Consider the following 18,705-nt stretch of genomic DNA (forward strand, 5'->3'; position numbering starts at 1 on the left):
CCAAAACGGAGCCCGGATATGACCTCCGAACCGGATAAGAAAAAACCGATCTGGCGCCGGTATTTCCTTTGGGGAATGCCAGTGGCCGGCATCGCCGCGGCCTTTGTCGGCGGCATCATCTTCTGGGGTGGGTTCAACACCGCCATGGAAGCAACAAACACCAAGGATTTCTGTATCTCGTGCCATGAGATGCGTGATTTCGTCTATGAGGAATATACCGGCACGATCCATGACGTGAACCGGTCGGGCGTGGGGGCTGTCTGTTCCGATTGCCACGTGCCCAAAGACTGGACCCATAAGATGATCCGCAAGATCAAGGCGTCCAAAGAGCTGTATGGCAAGATGGTCGGTACCATCAACACACGTGAAAAGTTCGAAGCCAAGCGCGTGCATCTGGCCATGAACGAATGGGAGCGGATGAAAGCCACCGACTCGCGCGAGTGCCGCAACTGTCATGACTTCGAGTCGATGATGCCTGAGTTTCAGAAACCCCGCGCGCGTCAGCAGCACCTGAACGCGATGACGGCCGGTCAAACCTGTATCGATTGTCACAAGGGCATTGCGCATTCGGACGCTCGCGACCGGGCCGACGAGGAGTATCTGGAAAAACTTGAAGCCCCGAACCCGGCATTCATTCGTGAGATCCCTGCCGAGTATCTGGCAAGCCTCGAGAAAATTGAAGCCCAGGAAGCTGCTGAAGCTGAAGCTGAAAAAGCCGCTAAAAAAGCTCAGCAAGAATCCGTTCAGGCGCAGATTGCTGCAGCCGTCGACGCCGCTGTGGCCGAAGAACGCGCCAACGCAGCCAGTGAAGAAGCCGCGGCCCCGGCAGCAGGCAGCAGCGATGTTGCAACCAACATCGACTGGAACGCAGTGGCCAGCGCAGATCTGAAACTGTTCTATCCCGGTCAGGCTTCGTTTGAGTGGGTGCAGAACGGCAAGTTCCACGGTGGAGCGCGGCCTCTGACCAAGGGCGGGGATCAATGCACAACATGCCACGCCAAGGAACTGGACGCGATCGGCAACAAGATCGTTGCGGGCGGCGATCTTGAACCAACTCCGATCCCCGGCAAACGCGGTGTGATCGATGCAACCGTTCAGGCGGCGCATGATGACGAAAACCTGTATATCCGCCTGCAATGGCCGGATGCGGGCCACAACCCTGCCCCGTTTGTCGACGGCGGCAAGATGGATCCCGACAACCAGATCAAGGTGGCCATGATGATCGCTGGCACAGGTATCGAGCTGGGCGAGCAAGTGGGCTGCTGGGCCTCGTGCCATGCGGACAACTCGTATATGCCGTTTGATCCGGGGGCCGAGGCGATTGCCGCCAATGGTGACGTTTCCGGTCGTCTGAGCACACAGGACACAGTGACCAAATACATCAGCGAAAGCCGCACTGAGGTCGAAGTCAAAGGTCGCCGTGGCAAGGCACTGGGCGGTTGGGACAAGCTGCAAGCTGTGGAACAGATCGAGCAGTACCTGGCCGATGGCACCTATCTTGACCTGATGCGCGTTTATGCCGACGGCAGCGCCACCAACGGGTATCTGCTGGAGCAGCGTGTGGTCAATGACGGTGAAATCGCCGCGTCGGCTGAATTGTCCGGCGGTATGTGGACGGTGGTCTTCACCCGCCCGCTGAACTCGGGCGCGCCCGGTGATGTGCCACTGGAAGCAGGCCAGACCTACACCGTTGGCTTTGCGATCCACGACGACTTCAGCGCTGCCCGGTTCCACCATGTGACGCTGAACACCAGCCTCGCGCTGGATGATGACAGCGTATTCATCAACGTGGTCAAACAATAACGGATCGGGGCCGGGTCATCCGGCCCCCGCCAATTTGGAAAGGAGACATGGATTATGAAACCCCAACGCCTTCTTCCCGCGCTGCTACTGCTGGCCGCGCCCGCCTGGGCGGATGAAACCGCCGAGCTGTGTGCCGAGGCGGAAGAACGTTATGTAGAGCTTTTTGGTCAACCCTCATCCGCGGTCAAGGACGCCGAAGTGGTGTTGATGTACAAGTACAATTTCTGCCCATTCGAGCTGACCGTGAAGGCAGGCACAACCGTCCGATGGGTGAATGTCGACAAACGAACCAGCCACTCGGTTTTACTGAAAGACGGTAGCGAGCCTGAAAGCGACCGTTTGTTCCCTGAGGAATCGGTTGATCTGACGTTTCTTGCACCCGGACCGCAAGACTATCTGTGCGGCCCACATTGGGAGACACAGAACATGATCGGAATGATCACCGTCGAACCCTGAAACACATAAAATACAGGCAAGAAGACAGGAGCACGGGCGCAAATCCCGCGCTCCTTAACTTATGTCAAGGAGGTTAGTTTGTGATTGCGCCACCTTGATCTCATGACACGCCCGGCAGGCCCAGCGACGTCCTTTTTTGCGCAAGCCAGTGCCGGGTTCCGAAGACATTCAGACTAGGCGAGTTTGTACATGAGCGGTAAGGTTTTTCTGATTGGCGCAGGCCCCGGCGATCCCGAACTGATGACCCTGCGCGCATTGAGGATGCTGCAAGAAGCAGATGTGGTGGTTTATGACCGGCTGGTGTCTGCCGACATCCTGAATCTACACACGGAAGGCGCACGGCTGATCCCAGTTGGCAAGGCCCCCAAATGCCATACGGTTCCACAAGACCGCATCAACGAAATTCTGCTCGAAGAGGCCAGCGCGGGACATACGGTTGCCCGTCTCAAGGGCGGCGATCCAATGATCTTTGGCCGCGGCTCGGAGGAGGCCGCCTATCTGATGGCCCACGGTGTCGCTGTCGAATATGCGCCGGGCATTACTGCGGCACAGGGCGCGTCCTCCTCGACCGGTGTTCCGCTGACCCATCGCGGGCTGGCGACATCGGTGCAGTATGTCACCGGGCACCGTCAAGCCGACAAGGTCCTGGATCTCGACTGGAAACGTCTGGCCGATCCGGACTCGACGCTTGTGGTCTATATGGGGGTTGCCAATATCGGCCAGATCGCCGTGGGCCTGATGACTGAAAACCTGCCGGGTTCCACCCCGGTTCTTGCGGTGGGCAAAGCTACCACACCGGATGAACGCCGCATGGTGTCCCGGCTGGACCAACTGGCCACCGACGTGCGCGAAGCCGGGTTGAAAGCACCCACGCTCTTCATCATTGGCAAGGTTGTATCGCTTTATGCGGAACGGCCCGTGGCCGAGCTTTTGGAGCAAGCCAATGGCTAAGCTGGGGCGCAGAACAGTCGCGGCAAGAAGCGGCGGTGCACAGCGTCCGGTAGTGCGTCGGCACTCGATGCCTTCCGTGTTGCTGACAACGGCTGTGCTCGTTGCGACATCCGCCTTCGCCGCTGACACCCTCGACCCCAACGCCCTGAAACGCCTTGTCCATCAGGACTGCGGCTCTTGCCACGGTCTGTCCCTGAAAGGTGGCCTCGGCCCCGATCTGCGCAGCGAGACACTGGAACACTATGATGCGGACGTCCTGACCGGAGTCATCCTCGACGGCATCCCCGGCACCGCGATGCCCCCATGGCGGCCGTTGATCAGCGAGGAAGAAGCCGAATGGATTGCCCGCTACCTGCTGGAACAGGAGGCACAATGAAACACCTCGTACTTGGCCTTGCAGCCTCATTGATGTTGACCACCGCACAAGCCGAACCCACAGCGACCGGAGATCTTGGCCTTGTGATCGAACGCGCCAAGGGATCGGTCCTGTTGGTCGATCAATCCGACCGTGCGGCTCTGGCTCGTATCGAAGGGTTGGGCGATTTGTCCCATGCCTCGTTGGTCTATTCGCCCGATGAACGCTTTGCCTTTGTCTTTGGGCGTGACGGCGGGCTGACCAAAGTTGATATCGTCACCCGCCAGATCGTGAACCGCGTCGTGCAGGCGGGCAACGCCATCGGCGGGGCGATCTCGGATGATGGTACACTTGTTGCCGTGTCGAATTACGAACCCGGTGGAGTGCGCGTGTTTGATGCGGACACGTTGGAAATGGTCGCGGACATCCCCACCGACAGCAAAACCATCGGTCTTGTCGACGCGCCAGGGCGCAGGTTCGTCTTCACCATGTGGGACACGGGCGAGACATGGATTGCCGATTTCGCCAAGGGCGATCCCGTGATCACCAAAATTCCCGACATGGGTAAAAACCCTTATGATGCGCTGATCACCGCCAATGGCCGCACCTATATAACCGGCCTGTTTGGCGAAGACGGCCTGACCGCGCTTGATCTGTGGGCTGACATCCCGGAACCCATCCGTGTGCTGTCCGATTACGGGCGCGGGCAAGAAGAAATGCCGGTCTACAAAATGCCCCATTTGGAAGGCTGGGCGCTGACGGGGCGTGAATTCGTGCTACCTGCGGTAGGTCTTCACGAGGTTCTGTGGATCAACGCGGATACTCTGACCGAAACAGGACGGACCCAAACCCATGGCCAGCCGGTCTTTGCCATGGCACGTCCGGATGGGCGACAGGTATGGGTCAATTTCGCCCACCCGCTGAACGATACGATTCAGGTGATCGACAGCGTCAGCAAAGAAATCATCCACGAATTCAAGCCCGGCCCCGCCGTGCTGCATATGGAATTCACACCACGCGGACATGAGGTCTGGATCAGCGTGCGCGATGCCAACAAGGTCATGGTCTACGACACGCAGAATTTTGAAAAACTGCGCGAAATCGATGCCGACAGCCCTTCGGGCATCTTCTTCACGGCCCGCGCGCACAAAACGGGGCTTTAACGGATGCAGCATATCACCGACCCAATCGATTGCCGTCTGCTGGACGAATTTCAGCGCGATTTCCCAATTACAGAGCGCCCGTTTCAGGTTCTGGGAAAGGCGCTGGGACTGGACGAAACCGAAGTACTTGACCGCCTGACCCGGATGCGTGCCACTGGCCGCATCACGCGGGTTGGCGCAACCATCACACCTGGCGCGGTGACGGCCAGCACTCTGGCTGCGGTATCCGCCCCGGAAAATCGGGTGGAGGAGGTTGCCGCCCTGATCGATGCCGAACCTGGCGTGAACCACAATTACCAGCGTGAAGATGCCTGGAACCTCTGGTTTGTCGCAACCGGCCCGGACCGGGATCATGTCAACGAGACCCTGGCCAGGATCAGCCGGGCCTCGGGGTTGCGAGTGCTGGATTTGCGTCTGGTCCGCCCGTTCAACGTGGATCTTGGGTTTCGCATGACCGCCGGTGCCAAAAACGTTCCCAGCGCGCGCAGGGTTGACGCAACGGCCATGCGAGACGGAGATCGGTGTTTGCTGCAGTCACTCAGTTCGGGTCTTTCACTTGTCGTGGAACCCTATGAGGCTCTGGCCCGTTCATTGAACCGGAATGTCGATGACGTAATGGCGCGGATCGTCGCCTTGCACGCCGCCGGTATCATTTCACGGCTCGGCGTTATCGTGCGCCACCGCGCACTGGGTTGGTCCGCCAACGCGATGGTCGTTTGGGATTTGCCCGCGGAACAAATCGACACTGCCGGTCCGGCGCTGGCAGCCTATCCCGGTATCACTTTGTGCTATGAGCGCAATCCGGTCGAAGATGTCTGGCCCTATCGCCTCTACTCCATGATCCACGCCCGGACCCGGAACGAGGCTCTGGATGTGCTGGCTGGCGCAAAGGACCTACCCGAACTGGCCCGCGCACGGAACAAGGTGCTGTTTTCGACCCGCTGTTTCAAACAGACCGGAGCGTTGATTCAAGCGAGAGAGGTTGCCGCATGACTCTGGACGATAAAGACCGCGCGATTCTGAACCGGATGCAGGACGATCTGCCGCTGACCTCACACCCTTATGTGGCTGTCGCCGAAGAGCTTGGCCTGTCTGAAACCGAGCTGTTGGACCGTCTGAGTCGCCTGAAGGAAGACCGCGTCATCACGCGCTTTGGCCCGTTTTTCGACGCTGCTGCCATGGGCGGGGCCTTCTGCCTGTGCGCTATGGCTGTTCCGGTCGAGAATTTCGAAACCGTCCTGACCAAAGTCAATGCACACCCGGAGGTTGCCCATAATTATGAACGTACGCACCGGCTGAACATGTGGTTCGTGCTGGCCACCGAAACGCCCGAGGGAATCGAGGCCACCGCCGATGCCATCGAACGGGAAACGGGGATTCAAGTTCTCTGTTTCCCCAAACTCCAGGAATTTTTCATCGGCTTCCGGGTGGCAGCATGATCGACGCAATTGACAGGCAGATTATCGAGACGTTGCAAGGGGGATTGCCCCTGACCCCGACCCCGTATGCTCAGGTTGCCAATGATCTTGGGCTGAAGGAAACCGATCTGATTGAACGACTGTCGGCCCTGAAAGCACGCGGTGTGATCCGCCGCATTGCCGCGGCACCCAATCACTACGAACTTGGCATGACCTCGAACGGCATGACCGTTTGGGATGTGGACGATGCCAGCATCACCAAGTTGGGTGCACAGATCGGCGCCCTACCCTTCGTGACCCATTGTTATGAACGGCCCCGCGCCTTACCCGACTGGCCCTATAACCTGTTTGCCATGGTACATGGCGCCGACGCGACCGAAGTGGAAGCAAAACGCGCCGAGATCGCAGCAATTCTGGGCGACGCCTGTCGGGCCAAAGACATCCTCTATTCCACGCGCATCCTGAAAAAGACCGGGCTGCGCCTGAAAAAGAAAGGCTGAGACATGTTCCGCCTGACAGAATACATGCACCAACTCGTCAACCCGACCCCGGTGCGCAAACGCCGCCCCGGCCCAGTGAAACCGGTGGTGATCTGGAACCTGACGCGGCGTTGCAACCTGAAGTGCCGCCATTGCTATACCGTCTCGGCGGATGTTGCGTTCCCAGGTGAGCTCAGTCATGAGCAAGCCATGGTAACCCTTGAGGATCTTGGCCAGTTTCGCGTCCCGGCCTTGATCCTCTCGGGTGGGGAGCCGCTGGACCGGTTCGATTTCTTCGACATTGCAAAGCGCGCCCGCGACCTGGTGCCGATGTTGGCCTTGTCGACCAACGGCACGCGGATTTACGATGAAACCGCCGACATGATAGCCGATGTGGGTTTCAACTATGTGGGCATTTCCTTGGATGGGATCGGAGCCACCAATGACTGGTTCCGCGGTGTCGAAGGTGCCTTTGCCGACGCCCTGCGCGGCGTACGCGAATGCAAGAAACGTGGTATCAAGGTTGGTCTGCGATTTTGCCTGACCGAAGGCACACAGCATCACCTGCCGGACCTGCTGCAACTGTGTGATGATGAAGGCGTCGACAAATTTTACCTGTCCCACCTCGTCTATGCCGGACGTGGTGACAAGAACCGAGGCGAAGACGCCGAACATCAGCGCACCCGCAAGGGATTGGACCTGCTGTTGGAGCGCGCGTGGGAGGCCGCGTCGGGTGGGCGACCATTGGACGTTGTGACTGGCAACAATGACGCCGACGCAGGGTATTTCCTGAATTGGATTCGCACGCATTTTGATGCCGAGAAGGCCGCCCATGTGCGTGCGCACCTGTCCGCCTGGGGTGGGAATTCCAGCGGTTTGGGCGTCGCCAACATCGACAACCTGGGCCGGGTTCATCCCGACACGTATTGGTCCGATTACACGGTCGGCAATGTGAAGACCAAACCGTTTTCCGAGCTTTGGACCAGCGATGACCCGATGCTGGCCATGCTACGCACCCGCCCACGCCCCCTTAAAGGCCGCTGCGGTGCATGTGAGCTGAAGGACGTCTGCGGTGGCAACACGCGTATTCGCGCCTTGCAACTGACTGGCGATCCATGGGCCGAAGATCCGGCCTGTTACCTGTCAAACGAAGAAATCGGCGTGGATGACGCAGGAGAGCGCCTGCAGGTCACACCGTTCCGGGGGAAAAGCAATGATCCGGCGCATCAGTTCTTTTGATAACCCGTCTCTGTTCTGTCAAATCGTGACACCTGTGGCGCGTGCAGGAGCCTCCGGCGGAAGTATTTGGAAAAAGATGAAGATCGGGCTGATGTGTTCAGTTCTGAGCATTGGCGTGGCTTGGGCTGATGCGCCCTCGGATTACGCTGAACACTGCGCTTCGTGCCACGGAGAGAACCGCTTGGGCGGCGTTGGGCCGGCTTTGATCCCCGAGACTTTGAAGCGGATGCGGGGGCCGCGGGTTGCGGCGGTGATCGCCGAGGGCCGCACTGCGACGCAGATGCCTGCGTTTTCACATGAACTCGACGCGTTACAGATCGAGGAACTGGCGGGGTGGCTGAAATCTCCGCTCGAGAGTAACCCGGAATGGGGCCAAGCTGACATCATGGCCAGCCGCACTCTGGACGAGGATTACGCCCCAGTTGAAGCACCCGCGTGGGACAGCGACCCGATGAACATCACACTGGTGGTTGAGACTGGCGACCATCATGTCAGCGTTCTGGACGGCGACACGTTTGAAGTTCTGGACCGGTTCGAGACCCCCTTTGCCGTTCATGGCGGGCCGAAATTCAGCCCCGATGGCCGGTACGTCTTTATCATGTCCCGCGATGGCTGGGTCCAGAAATACGACATCTGGGCGTTAAAACAGGTTGGACGTGTGCGCGCGGGCCTCAACAGCCGCAACATTGCCATGTCAGGTGACGGAAAATGGGTCGCCGTTGCGAATTACTTGCCCAACAGTCTGACCCTGCTGTCGACCGAGGACCTTTCGGTAGCCACCGTCATTGAAGTGAAAAGCAAGAAGGGCGTGCCCAGCCGTGTGTCTGCCGTGTATCAGGCACCGCCGCGGGAAAGCTTTGTGTTGGCGTTGAAAGATGTGCCAGAGATCTGGGAAGTATTCTACGGGGCCAACCCACCTCAATTTGGTATCGGGCACGATTTCCGCATTGAAGGGCAGTTCAAGAACCCAAACCCTTTCCCTGTGCGCAAGATCACCACGCTCGACTATCTGGACGATTTCTTTTTCGACCAGAGTTATGAATACGTCATGGGTGCATCCCGCGATGGAAAGGGCGGTCAAGTGATTGATCTGGTCATCGGGCACAAAGTGGCCGATCTGGACCTGCCGGGGATGCCGCATCTTGGCTCGGGCATCACATGGAAGCATGGCGATACAACCGTCATGGCCACACCGCATCTGACCGATGGCACCGTGTCGGTAATCGATATGGAAAGCTGGGAAACTGTCAAACGGATCAAGACCGAAGGGCCTGGGTTCTTCATGCGCAGCCATGAAAACTCGCCTTATGTCTGGGCTGATGTATTTTTTGGTCCGAACAAGGACGCTATGCATGTGATCGACAAGCAAAGCCTTGAAATCGTGAAGACTCTGCGCCCCGCGCCGGGTAAAACCGTCGCCCATGTGGAGTTTACCAGGGATGGCAGCCACGCGCTGGTTTCGATCTGGGAAGATGACGGCGCAGTGATCGTCTATGACGCGCAAACACTGGAAGAAGTCCGGCGTTTGCCGATGCGCAAACCTTCGGGGAAATACAATGTCTGGAACAAGATCACCTTCTCGGAAGGCACCAGCCACTGAGGAAAAATGGCCGGTTTGGAAACTGGCCATTCTGCTTTACCCCGCCACGGCACTGACCGTGGCCATCAATTTGTTTTTGCTGGGCTTAATTTCGCACAGTGTCGGATTTGGGGCGATTGAACCCGTTCCGGCCCTTCTTTGGTCCATCCCTTTGGGCATTCCTGCGACATGGCTGGCAGGGCGCTGGGTACGCGGATTGATGGACGAGGCAGACGGCTGAGCAAAAAGTCTGCCTGCCTGACCAAAGTCAAGTATCGGAAAGAGAGATTCCCATACGGTTTTGAAAAGATTTCCGAGTTGGATTCTCCATGTCCGCCTATCAATTTCTCCACATTCTCCCTGACCGTGCCATGCGTGCGGCATGTGGATTGGCGGGCGTCCTCCTTCTGTTGTTGCAAATGCTTGGTCCGGTGCTGGCGAGTCCCGGACAAAGCATGTGGGTGGAGATCTGCTCGGAGGCAGGGGCGGTTTGGGTTGAGGTAGACCTTGAGGAGGAAAACACCGATCCAACCGTTCCCTGCCCGAAATGTGCCGACTGCGCGCTTTGCGCGGTGACAACGGCAGGACCCGTGCCAGACTCTCCGCTGCTGGTCACGGCCCGCAACGTGGAAATTGTGCGCCCTGCTTTCGGGCATCTGTGCAATTTGTACAACTCGAAACGACTGTGGCCCGAAACCCGAGGCCCCCCGTTTGCGACCCAAGAAGAATCTGAACGCGCCCCGCGCGCGTCCATGGCGTCCACCCAAGTATTCGGAGGTGCGCCGTGGTCGTAAGTCGCGCAATCCCTTTCCTGCTGGCTTTCACCCTGTCCTGCCTGATGGCGATCAGTGTCCATGCTGACAGTCTGGCCAGTTTTCTGCCCGAGATTAAACCTGCCGATCTGGCCCCCGGTGCTGATGCCTTTGGTCCGGTGCGCGATGACGTTCCGGTTGCGCCTGTCCTGAAGGGTGGCGAGACCGTAGCCTGGGCGTTCCTGACGTCTGACTTTGTGGGAACGACGGGCTATTCCGGCAAACCGATCCATGTGGTCGCCGGCATCGATGAGGATGCTGTGCTGACTGGCGTGCAACTGGTCAAGCACTCTGAACCCATCGTGCTGATCGGTATCCCCAATTCTCGCATGGTAGAGCTGACCGAAGGCTATACAGGCCTGGACCTGAAGGTAGAGGCCGAAACCGGTGGTGAGGGGCATGACCTCGACATCATCTCGGGCGCGACGGTCACGATCATGGTGATTGATGACAGCCTCGTGCGCGGCGGTATCAAAGTGGCGCGCGCGCTGGGATTGGGCGGGCTGTCTGCGCTGCTGGCTGACGGGCCGAAACGCGAAGTCGATATGGCGAAGGATGAGGTCTATGACTGGACCACCCTGTCCGGGGATGGCTCGGTGCGGCGGCTGACGCTGGATATCGGACAGGTCAATGCGGCGTTTGAAGCAACCGGCGATCAGCGCGCGATCAAGCGCCCCGAACCGGGCGAGCCTGATGACACCTTCATCGACATGCATATGGCGCTGGTCTCGGTCCCTTCAATCGGTAAATCGCTGCTGGGCGAGGCCGAGTATCAGAACCTGACCGAATGGCTGGACGAGGGCGAACAGGCCATTCTGGTGCTGGGCCGTGGGGCTTACAGCTTCAAGGGATCAGGCTATGTGCGCGGAGGAATTTTCGACCGTATTCAGCTGATCCAGGGCGACAATTCGGTGCGGTTCTTCGACAAGCAGCAGCGTCGATTGGGCAAGGTTGCCGCGTCCGATGCGCCCAGCTTTACCGAGTTGGATATTTTCAAGATCCCCGCCGACGCCGAGTTCGACCCGGCTGAGCCCTTCCGTCTGCAACTTCTGGTTCAACGGGCCGTCGGAGCGGTTGAGAAAACCTTTCTGACCTTCGATCTGGGCTATAAATTGCCCGAGCAGTACCTGCTGCCCGTTGCAGCCCCGGCTGTGGTGGACGACGCAACCGGCGAAGCTACGGCCAAAGCTGCCTTGTGGCAACGCATCTGGAAGGACCGCACGGTTGAGATCGGCGTTCTTGGCGTCATGCTTCTGGTGCTGAGTGCGACGTTCTTCTTCCAGTTTCACGCCACGATGAATGCGCGGTTCTTCTACTGGTTCCGCATCGGTTACCTGAGCATGACCCTGTTCTTCATCGGCTGGTACGCCAATGCACAGCTGAGCGTGGTGAACCTGATGGCGTTGGCAGGCAGCCTGCGCACCGGATTTAGCTGGGACGCATTCCTGCTGGACCCGCTGGTGTTCATCCAGTGGTTCGCTGTGGCAGCTGCCCTGCTGTTCTGGGGTCGTGGGGCCTATTGCGGCTGGCTGTGCCCGTTTGGTGCCTTGCAGGAACTGACCAACAAGATCGCGCGTGCGCTGAAAGTTCCGCAATGGACCCTACCCTGGGGCCTGAACGAACGCCTCTGGCCCGCAAAATACATGATCTTCCTTGGGCTTTTCGGTCTCAGCTTTGTCTCGATCCCGCTGGCCGAGAAATATGCCGAGATCGAGCCGTTCAAGACCGCGATCATTCTGAAATTCATGCGCGACTGGCCTTTCGTGGTCTTTGCGCTGCTCCTGCTGGGGATCGGGCTGTTCATCGAACGGTTCTATTGCCGCTATCTCTGCCCGCTGGGCGGGGCGCTGGCGATCCCAGCCCGGATGCGCATGTTCGACTGGCTGCGCCGCTACAAGGATTGCGGCACGCCCTGTCAAACCTGCGCCAATGAATGCCCCGTTCAGGCGATCCACCCCACCGGTGAGATCAATCCGAACGAGTGCGTCACCTGCCTGCATTGTCAGGTGCTCTACCAGTCCGAGGACAAATGTCCCGTCGTTATCCGCCAGTTGAAACGGCGGGCCAAGACAGGGTCGGTCGATCTTAAGACCCCACTCGGACAACCACCGGCGAACCATCCAAACGCCAAACCGCAAAACGTTTCCTAAAGGAGGAACGATCATGTCGGAACATGACAAGAAACTAACCGTCACACGCCGTGGGATGCTGGGTGCAACAGCAACCGGCGCCGTATTGGCCGGGACCGGTCTGGGCTCGACCCTGATGACCGCGAAAGAGGCCAGCGCTGCCGCCAATGCCAATCTGCAACCCGGTGAACTGGACGAATATTACGGCTTCTGGTCTTCAGGTCAGACCGGCGAATTGCGCATCCTGGGTTTCCCGTCCATGCGCGAGCTGATGCGCGTGCCTGTGTTTAACCGCTGCTCGGCCACTGGCTGGGGTCAGACCAACGAGTCGCTGAAGATCATGACCGACGGTCTTCTGCCTGAAACCAAAGAGTTTCTCGCCAAGCGCGGCATGAAAACCTATGATAACGGCGACCTTCACCACCCGCATATGTCGTTCACCGACGGCACCTATGATGGCCGTTACCTGTTCATGAATGACAAGGCCAACACCCGCGTCGCTCGTGTGCGTTGCGACGTGATGAAATGCGACAAGATCACCGAGATCCCGAACGCCAAGGCGATCCACGGTCTGCGTCCGCAAAAATTCCCGCGTACCGGTTATGTCTTTGCCAATGGTGAAGATGAAACGCCGCTGGTCAATGACGGCAGCGTGCTGGATGATCCGTCGCAATACGTGAACATCTTCACCGCGCTGGACGGCGACACCATGGAAGTCGCGTGGCAGGTGATCGTGTCGGGGAACCTCGACAACACCGACTGTGACTATCAAGGTAAATACGCCTATTCGACCTCATACAACTCGGAAATGGGTATGAACCTGGCCGAGATGACTGAAAACGAGCTGGACCACGTCGTTGTCTTCAACCTCGCGGAAATCGAAGCGGGTATCGAAGCTGGCGACTATCAGGAACTGAAAGGCGTCAAGGTTCTGGACGGCCGTAAGGGTCAGAACAAGAAGTACACCCGCTACATCCCGATCCCGAACTCGCCGCACGGCATCAACACCGCGCCCGACGGCAAGCACGTCTGCATCAACGGTAAGCTGTCGCCGACCGTGTCGATCATGGATGTGACCAAGCTGGACGCACTGTTCGAAAGCGACGCCGACCCGCGGTCGTGCATCGTGGGTGAACCGCAGCTGGGTCTTGGCCCGCTTCACACTGCTTATGACGGTCAGGGCAATGCGTTCACCACACTGTTCCTCGACAGTCAGATCGTGAAGTGGAATCTCGACAAGGCAATCGAGGCTTACGGCGGCGCTGATGTGGACCCGATCATCTCGAAGGTCGATGTGCATTATCAACCGGGCCACAACTCGACCACCATGGGTGAAACCAAAGAAGCCGATGGCAAGTGGCTGATTTCGATGAACAAGTTCTCGAAAGACCGGTTCCTGAACACGGGTCCGCTCAAGCCTGAGAACGAGCAGTTGATCGATATCTCATCGAACGAGATGAAAGTGGTGCACGACGGCCCAACCTTTGCCGAGCCGCATGACTCGATCATGGTTCGTGCTGACATCGTTAATCCGGTCAACGTATGGGATCGGAACGATGTCACATGGGAAGACGCCCGGAAACAGGCCGAGGCAGATGGCATCGATCTGGAAGAAGGCGCCGAGGAACCGATCCGGGATGGCAACAAGGTGCGGGTCTACATGACTTCACAGGCACCGACCTTCAGCCTTGAGAAGTTCACCGTCAAACAGGGTGACGAGGTGACTGTTTACATCACCAACCTGGATGACGTGGACGATGTGACCCACGGCTTCTGCCTGGGTAACTACGGTATCGCAATGGAAGTTGCACCGCTGGCAACCGCCTCGGTCACCTTCACCGCTGACCGTCCGGGCGTACACTGGTTCTATTGCCAGTGGTTCTGCCACGCGCTGCACATGGAAATGCGCGGCCGGATGCTGGTCGAACCGCAGGGAGCATAACCCATGCGTTGGTCCCTGCTCATACCGCTCCTGCTCGGCTCGCCCCTTTGGGCGGCGGACTGGGATGTGCCCAACCGGGCAGGGGCCATCAACGAAATACTGGCGCAGGCGGCGGATGGAGACACCCTTCGCCTGAGCCCCGGCATTTACCCTGAGACGCTGGTTCTGGACCGGCCCGTCACCCTTGACGGGCTGGGACAGGCTACCATCGACGGGCAGGGCAACGGCAGCGTCATCACCGTGACTGGGTCGGGCGTGACGGTGCGCGGGCTGACCTTGATCGGATCAGGTTCCAGCCATGACGGGATCGACAGCGGCATTCAACTGACCAAGACGGCCTTTGCGCCGGTGGTCGAGGATAACGTGCTGCTGGGCAACCTTTATGGCGTCGACATTCATGGTGCCAAGGACAGCATCGTTCGTGGTAACCGGATTGAAGGACGTTTGGACCAGCGGATGAACGACCGCGGCAATGGCGTCTATGTCTGGAACGCGCCAGGTGCGGTGGTTGAAGGTAACGACATCCGCTACGGGCGCGACGGGATCTTTGTGAACTCGTCCAAGAAGAATACCTTCACTGGAAATCTGTTCCGCGATTTGCGATTTGCCGTGCATTACATGTATGCCGACGACTCGGTCGTCAGCGACAACGTCTCGATCGGCAACGATCTGGGCTATGCGGTAATGTTCACGACCAATGTGACGGTGGCCAACAATGTCTCGATCGGCGACCGTGAACATGGCGTTATGCTGAACTACGCCAACAAGAGCACCATCACCGGGAATGTGGTGAAAGGCGCGAAAGAGAAATGCACCTTCCTCTATAATTCCAACAAGAACGAATTCACCGATAACTGGTTCCAGGGATGCGGCATCGGCATCCACTTTACCGCTGGCAGCGAACGCAACCGCATTGTCGGCAATGCCTTCATCGGCAACCGGACGCAGGTGAAATATGTCTCGACCAAATGGGTCGAGTGGTCTGAAGACGGGCGCGGCAATTACTGGTCCGACTTCGCCGCTTATGATGTGGATGGCAACGGCATCGCCGATGCCCCCTATCGCCCCAATGACTCGATGGACCATGTGCTGTGGACCCAACCCGCAGCCAAATTGCTGCTCGGCTCCCCTGCCGTGCAGCTGGTGCGCTGGTCGCAATCGGCCTTCCCGGCGCTGTTGCCGGGCGGTGTTATGGACAGCAATCCACTGATGCAAGCCCCTGAACCCCCAGCTATGAAAAAGGTGCCTCATGACGGATAAGGCCCTGTCAATTGACCATGTTCTCAAGGACCGAGGGAAAACCCGCGTTCTTGACGATATCACCCTGTCCCTTGCCCCCGGCCAGCGCGTGGCGCTGCTGGGCCATAACGGCGCGGGCAAGTCGACTCTGATCAAAACCATCCTCGGCCTGACGCCGATTCACGGCGGAGCCATTCGGATCGGAGACGCAACCCCCGGCAGCGCACAGGCGCGGCAAGAAACGGCATATCTGCCCGAGGCGGTGTCGTTTCATCCGGCGTTAACAGGGCGAGAACAGTTGACCCTGTTCGCCAAGTTGTCCGGCGCAAAGGCCGATGTGCCAGGCCTGCTGGAACGCGTTGGCCTCAGCGATGCTTTGGACCGCCGGATCGGTGCCTATTCCAAAGGGATGCGGCAACGTCTGGGTCTGGCGCAGGTTCTGCTGGGCCAGCCGAAAGTGGCGCTACTGGACGAGCCAACCTCGGGCCTGGACCCGATTTCCCGGCAGGATCTCTATGCCATCATCGACGAGCTGGCCGCGCAAGGCACTGCCGTGTTGATCGCGTCCCACGCGCTGACCGAGGTCGAGGCCCGCACCGACCGCATCGCCATCATGCGCAAGGGCCGGATGGTAGCCGACGACACGCTGAACAACCTGTCGGCGCTGGCAGGTCTACCAATCCGCTTGAAGGTGCGCGCCAGTGCCAACGCTGATGCCCTGGCCGCCGAACTGGGTGGCAGCCGTATCAATGGCGCATCGGTGGAGCTGCTCTGTACCCCGTCCGACAAGATGGAAGCCCTGCGCCGCATCGCTGGCATGGGCGATGCGGTGGCTGACGTCGAGATGACGCCACCGAAACTGGAAGATCTCTATCGTTATTACGCACAGGAGGAGAGGCTATGACCCGCTTCCTCGCCATCACCCGCACCGAGATGCTGATCCTTCGCCGCAATCGCTGGCTGCTGGTCGCCACACTGATCATGGTTCTGTTCGCTTTGGCCCTCACCTTCGCAGGCAGCGCACCAACTGGCACACTGGGCGTCGACATGCTGACCGTTTCGGTCGCATCGATGACTACTTTGTCGGTTTACCTCGCACCGCTGCTGGCCTTGATGATCGCTTTCGACGCCATCGCAGGCGACGTGGACCGGGGCAGCCTGTCGCTGCTCCTGTCCTACCCTGCGGGGCGCGGAGAAATACTGTTGGGCAAATTCACCGCCCATCTTGCGGCGCTGGCTTTTGCCATGACCGTGGGTTTCGGCACCGCAGGCGCAGTGGCCGCTTACTTTGGTGGTGCAGGGCAAGAGAGCCTGATGGCTCTGGTCCGCCTCATCCTCACCTCGATTCTGTTGGGCGCCGTGTTTCTGGCGCTGGGATACCTGCTGTCAGCTCTGGCGAGGGGCGCTACGGCGGCAGCAGGTCTGTCGGCCGGGCTTTGGCTGGTTTTTGTCGTCCTCTATGATCTGGGCCTGTTGGGGGCTGTCGTCATGGATAAGGGCGGCGCCTTCACCCAATCCGTCTTTCCATGGGTGATGGTGGCCAACCCGGCCGACGCATTCCGTTTGTGGAACATTGCTGCGACTGAGGGCGTAGCAATGGCATCAGGCATGACCGGGGCCGCTCAGGCATTGCCCGTATGGGCCGCGCCCGCCTCTTTGTTGATCTGGCCGGTCATAGGCTTTGCTCTTGCGCGGCTGGCATTCCGGAGGGTCGAGCCATGAAACACCTCGCCCTGATCGCGTTGATCGCGTTGGTTGCTTGCAAGGAAGATGTCGCCGAGGCTCCCGATCCGGTCGATCTGACCACCGATGCGCTGAGCTTTTTCTGCCAGATGAACATAGCCGAGCACGGCGGCCCCAAGGGCCAGATCCATCTGGAGGGGTATCCCGCACCGCTGTTCTTTGCACAGGTGCGCGACATGGTCGCATACCTCAAAAGCCCTGAGCGTGATGCCGACATAACTGCCGTCTATGTCAGCGATATGGGCATCGCGCCAAGTTGGCGACAGCCGGGCATCTCGAACTGGATCGCGGCTGATGGTGCGACCTTCGTTGTTGGGGCCGATGTGGCAGGCGGCATGGGTGCGCGCGAAGTGGTGCCCTTTGCCAATCCTGCTGATGCCCAGGCATTCATCGAGATCTACGGCGGAACCGCATTGGGTCTGCCTGACATCCCGGATGCCGAAGTGCTCGGCCCTGTTGATCTTGATCTGAAGTTGGAGACCCCTGTATGACCGCCCTGTCCCGCCGCCGATTTCTGATCATCTCAGCCGCCTGTGCTGCGGCCACTCCGGCTACGGCCTCTGACGCGCGCTGGCAGGGCACTGCGTTGGGTGCCGCTGCGAGTTTGCGGTTGGTCGGGCTAACGGACGCTGAAGCCGCACCTGTCATTGCCGCCGTCGAGACCGAGGTTGCCCGGCTGGAGGACATCTTCAGCTTGTATCGCCCCCAGTCGCAGCTCAGCCGCTTGAATCGCGACGGTGTTCTGACAGCGCCGGCTCCTGAATTGTTGAACGTGCTGAGCCTGTGCGCAGCGCTGCATCAGGCCTCGGACGGAGCATTTGATCCAAGCATTCAACCCCTGTGGTACGCATTGGCAACGGGGGCACGTCCTGAAGACTTGGATGAAATTCAGCAAGTGGTAGGCTGGGAACAGGTGTCTTTCGATGCTTCGGCCGTGCGTCTTCCCGTGCCCGGCCAGTCGGCCCTGACGTTGAACGGCATTGCACAGGGCGCGATCACGGATCGGATCGCCGCACTGCTGCGCAGCTTCGGTCTACGCGACATTCTGGTTGATATGGGCGAGGTTGCCGCTTTGGGCGCGCGGGGCGATGGTACACCCTGGAAAGTTGGGCTGGCAGCGCCGGATCAGACGGTTCTGAAGCGGATTGAATTGCGCGACCGGGCAGTGGCGACATCGTCTTCGCTGGCGACTCAGCTTAGCCAGGGATGCGGGCACATCATTACCCCCGATGGGCCCGCAAGCCGCGACAGAACTGTTTCGGTTTCCGCCCCGGAAGCGGCAATTGCAGATGGGCTGTCCACGGCGATTTGCGCAGCGCCTGCCGGCAAAGTACAAGGGATCGCAGGGCGCTTCTCCGAAGCCCGTGTCGAATTGAATGTATGACAATGGATCACAA

19 protein-coding genes are annotated in these 18,705 nt (G+C 59.2%); all 19 read left to right on the forward strand.

Features of this window, described 5'->3' with window-relative positions:
* The first annotated feature begins 18 nt into the window (after positions 1–18).
* A complete protein-coding gene (locus tag AC2FLD_RS07490; protein WP_496668298.1) occupies positions 19–1,803 on the forward strand; it encodes a NapC/NirT family cytochrome c in 1,785 nt (594 codons plus the stop codon).
* Positions 1,804–1,857: 54 nt separating this feature from the next.
* The gene (locus AC2FLD_RS07495; RefSeq protein WP_496668300.1) at positions 1,858–2,259 is read left to right on the forward strand and encodes a cupredoxin domain-containing protein; all 402 of its coding nucleotides are present in this window, start codon (positions 1,858–1,860) and stop codon (positions 2,257–2,259) included.
* Between the two features lie 189 nt (positions 2,260–2,448).
* Positions 2,449–3,210, forward strand: a complete 762-nt coding sequence (gene cobA / locus AC2FLD_RS07500; RefSeq protein WP_496668302.1) for a uroporphyrinogen-III C-methyltransferase — start codon at positions 2,449–2,451, stop codon at positions 3,208–3,210.
* Entirely contained in the window at positions 3,203–3,586 is a 384-nt protein-coding gene (locus tag AC2FLD_RS07505) for a c-type cytochrome (protein ID WP_496668304.1), read from the forward strand. Before cobA ends, AC2FLD_RS07505 begins: the two co-directional genes overlap by 8 nt.
* A complete protein-coding gene (locus AC2FLD_RS07510; protein WP_496668306.1) occupies positions 3,583–4,728 on the forward strand; it encodes a cytochrome D1 domain-containing protein in 1,146 nt (381 codons plus the stop codon). The genes AC2FLD_RS07505 and AC2FLD_RS07510 overlap by 4 nt, the downstream gene beginning before the upstream one ends.
* Before the next feature lie 3 nt (positions 4,729–4,731).
* Positions 4,732–5,721, forward strand: a complete 990-nt coding sequence (ahbB, locus tag AC2FLD_RS07515; RefSeq protein ID WP_496668308.1) for a siroheme decarboxylase subunit beta — start codon at positions 4,732–4,734, stop codon at positions 5,719–5,721.
* Positions 5,718–6,167 (forward strand): Lrp/AsnC family transcriptional regulator, encoded by a 450-nt coding sequence (locus AC2FLD_RS07520; protein ID WP_496668310.1) that lies wholly within the window; start codon positions 5,718–5,720, stop codon positions 6,165–6,167. The genes ahbB (AC2FLD_RS07515) and AC2FLD_RS07520 overlap by 4 nt, the downstream gene beginning before the upstream one ends.
* A complete protein-coding gene (gene ahbB / locus AC2FLD_RS07525; protein WP_496668312.1) occupies positions 6,164–6,646 on the forward strand; it encodes a siroheme decarboxylase subunit beta in 483 nt (160 codons plus the stop codon). Before AC2FLD_RS07520 ends, ahbB (AC2FLD_RS07525) begins: the two co-directional genes overlap by 4 nt.
* Before the next feature lie 3 nt (positions 6,647–6,649).
* Complete coding sequence (gene nirJ / locus AC2FLD_RS07530) at positions 6,650–7,864, forward strand: heme d1 biosynthesis radical SAM protein NirJ (protein WP_050603727.1); 1,215 nt, start codon at positions 6,650–6,652, stop codon at positions 7,862–7,864.
* Positions 7,839–9,464 (forward strand): cytochrome D1 domain-containing protein, encoded by a 1,626-nt coding sequence (locus AC2FLD_RS07535; RefSeq protein WP_496668314.1) that lies wholly within the window; start codon positions 7,839–7,841, stop codon positions 9,462–9,464. Before nirJ ends, AC2FLD_RS07535 begins: the two co-directional genes overlap by 26 nt.
* Entirely contained in the window at positions 9,421–9,684 is a 264-nt protein-coding gene (locus AC2FLD_RS07540) for a hypothetical protein (RefSeq protein ID WP_050603726.1), read from the forward strand. Before AC2FLD_RS07535 ends, AC2FLD_RS07540 begins: the two co-directional genes overlap by 44 nt.
* 130 nt (positions 9,685–9,814) lie before the next feature.
* Positions 9,815–10,237, forward strand: a complete 423-nt coding sequence (locus tag AC2FLD_RS07545) for a DUF2946 family protein (RefSeq protein WP_496668386.1) — start codon at positions 9,815–9,817, stop codon at positions 10,235–10,237.
* 44 nt (positions 10,238–10,281) lie between these two features.
* On the forward strand, positions 10,282–12,405 hold the full coding sequence (locus AC2FLD_RS07550; protein ID WP_496668388.1) for a 4Fe-4S binding protein: 2,124 nt from the start codon (positions 10,282–10,284) through the stop codon (positions 12,403–12,405).
* Between the two features lie 13 nt (positions 12,406–12,418).
* Positions 12,419–14,326 (forward strand): TAT-dependent nitrous-oxide reductase, encoded by a 1,908-nt coding sequence (gene nosZ, locus AC2FLD_RS07555; protein WP_050603724.1) that lies wholly within the window; start codon positions 12,419–12,421, stop codon positions 14,324–14,326.
* Positions 14,327–14,329: 3 nt separating this feature from the next.
* Positions 14,330–15,586 (forward strand): nitrous oxide reductase family maturation protein NosD, encoded by a 1,257-nt coding sequence (locus AC2FLD_RS07560; protein ID WP_496668316.1) that lies wholly within the window; start codon positions 14,330–14,332, stop codon positions 15,584–15,586.
* Positions 15,576–16,469, forward strand: a complete 894-nt coding sequence (locus AC2FLD_RS07565) for an ABC transporter ATP-binding protein (RefSeq protein WP_496668318.1) — start codon at positions 15,576–15,578, stop codon at positions 16,467–16,469. Before AC2FLD_RS07560 ends, AC2FLD_RS07565 begins: the two co-directional genes overlap by 11 nt.
* Positions 16,466–17,287, forward strand: coding sequence for an ABC transporter permease (locus AC2FLD_RS07570; protein WP_050603721.1), 822 nt, complete (start codon positions 16,466–16,468; stop codon positions 17,285–17,287). Before AC2FLD_RS07565 ends, AC2FLD_RS07570 begins: the two co-directional genes overlap by 4 nt.
* Entirely contained in the window at positions 17,284–17,799 is a 516-nt protein-coding gene (locus AC2FLD_RS07575) for a nitrous oxide reductase accessory protein NosL (protein ID WP_496668320.1), read from the forward strand. The genes AC2FLD_RS07570 and AC2FLD_RS07575 overlap by 4 nt, the downstream gene beginning before the upstream one ends.
* The gene (locus AC2FLD_RS07580) at positions 17,796–18,692 is read left to right on the forward strand and encodes an FAD:protein FMN transferase (protein ID WP_496668322.1); all 897 of its coding nucleotides are present in this window, start codon (positions 17,796–17,798) and stop codon (positions 18,690–18,692) included. Before AC2FLD_RS07575 ends, AC2FLD_RS07580 begins: the two co-directional genes overlap by 4 nt.
* Positions 18,693–18,705: the final 13 nt, after the last annotated feature.

The sequence above is a fragment of the Ruegeria sp. CDSA021 genome (genome assembly GCF_059612325.1).

Coding starts and splice junctions, on each gene's coding strand:
- AC2FLD_RS07510 (WP_496668306.1), top strand. CDS start 3,583: ATGAAACACCTCGTACTTGGCCTTGCAGCCTCATTGATGTTGACCACC.
- AC2FLD_RS07545 (WP_496668386.1), top strand. CDS start 9,815: ATGCGTGCGGCATGTGGATTGGCGGGCGTCCTCCTTCTGTTGTTGCAA.
- AC2FLD_RS07550 (WP_496668388.1), top strand. CDS start 10,282: ATGGCGATCAGTGTCCATGCTGACAGTCTGGCCAGTTTTCTGCCCGAG.
- AC2FLD_RS07540 (WP_050603726.1), top strand. CDS start 9,421: ATGTCTGGAACAAGATCACCTTCTCGGAAGGCACCAGCCACTGAGGAA.
- ahbB (WP_496668312.1), top strand. CDS start 6,164: ATGATCGACGCAATTGACAGGCAGATTATCGAGACGTTGCAAGGGGGA.
- AC2FLD_RS07580 (WP_496668322.1), top strand. CDS start 17,796: ATGACCGCCCTGTCCCGCCGCCGATTTCTGATCATCTCAGCCGCCTGT.
- AC2FLD_RS07570 (WP_050603721.1), top strand. CDS start 16,466: ATGACCCGCTTCCTCGCCATCACCCGCACCGAGATGCTGATCCTTCGC.
- nirJ (WP_050603727.1), top strand. CDS start 6,650: ATGTTCCGCCTGACAGAATACATGCACCAACTCGTCAACCCGACCCCG.
- AC2FLD_RS07575 (WP_496668320.1), top strand. CDS start 17,284: ATGAAACACCTCGCCCTGATCGCGTTGATCGCGTTGGTTGCTTGCAAG.
- AC2FLD_RS07535 (WP_496668314.1), top strand. CDS start 7,839: ATGATCCGGCGCATCAGTTCTTTTGATAACCCGTCTCTGTTCTGTCAA.
- nosZ (WP_050603724.1), top strand. CDS start 12,419: ATGTCGGAACATGACAAGAAACTAACCGTCACACGCCGTGGGATGCTG.
- AC2FLD_RS07560 (WP_496668316.1), top strand. CDS start 14,330: ATGCGTTGGTCCCTGCTCATACCGCTCCTGCTCGGCTCGCCCCTTTGG.
- AC2FLD_RS07505 (WP_496668304.1), top strand. CDS start 3,203: ATGGCTAAGCTGGGGCGCAGAACAGTCGCGGCAAGAAGCGGCGGTGCA.
- AC2FLD_RS07495 (WP_496668300.1), top strand. CDS start 1,858: ATGAAACCCCAACGCCTTCTTCCCGCGCTGCTACTGCTGGCCGCGCCC.
- AC2FLD_RS07565 (WP_496668318.1), top strand. CDS start 15,576: ATGACGGATAAGGCCCTGTCAATTGACCATGTTCTCAAGGACCGAGGG.
- AC2FLD_RS07490 (WP_496668298.1), top strand. CDS start 19: ATGACCTCCGAACCGGATAAGAAAAAACCGATCTGGCGCCGGTATTTC.
- cobA (WP_496668302.1), top strand. CDS start 2,449: ATGAGCGGTAAGGTTTTTCTGATTGGCGCAGGCCCCGGCGATCCCGAA.
- ahbB (WP_496668308.1), top strand. CDS start 4,732: ATGCAGCATATCACCGACCCAATCGATTGCCGTCTGCTGGACGAATTT.
- AC2FLD_RS07520 (WP_496668310.1), top strand. CDS start 5,718: ATGACTCTGGACGATAAAGACCGCGCGATTCTGAACCGGATGCAGGAC.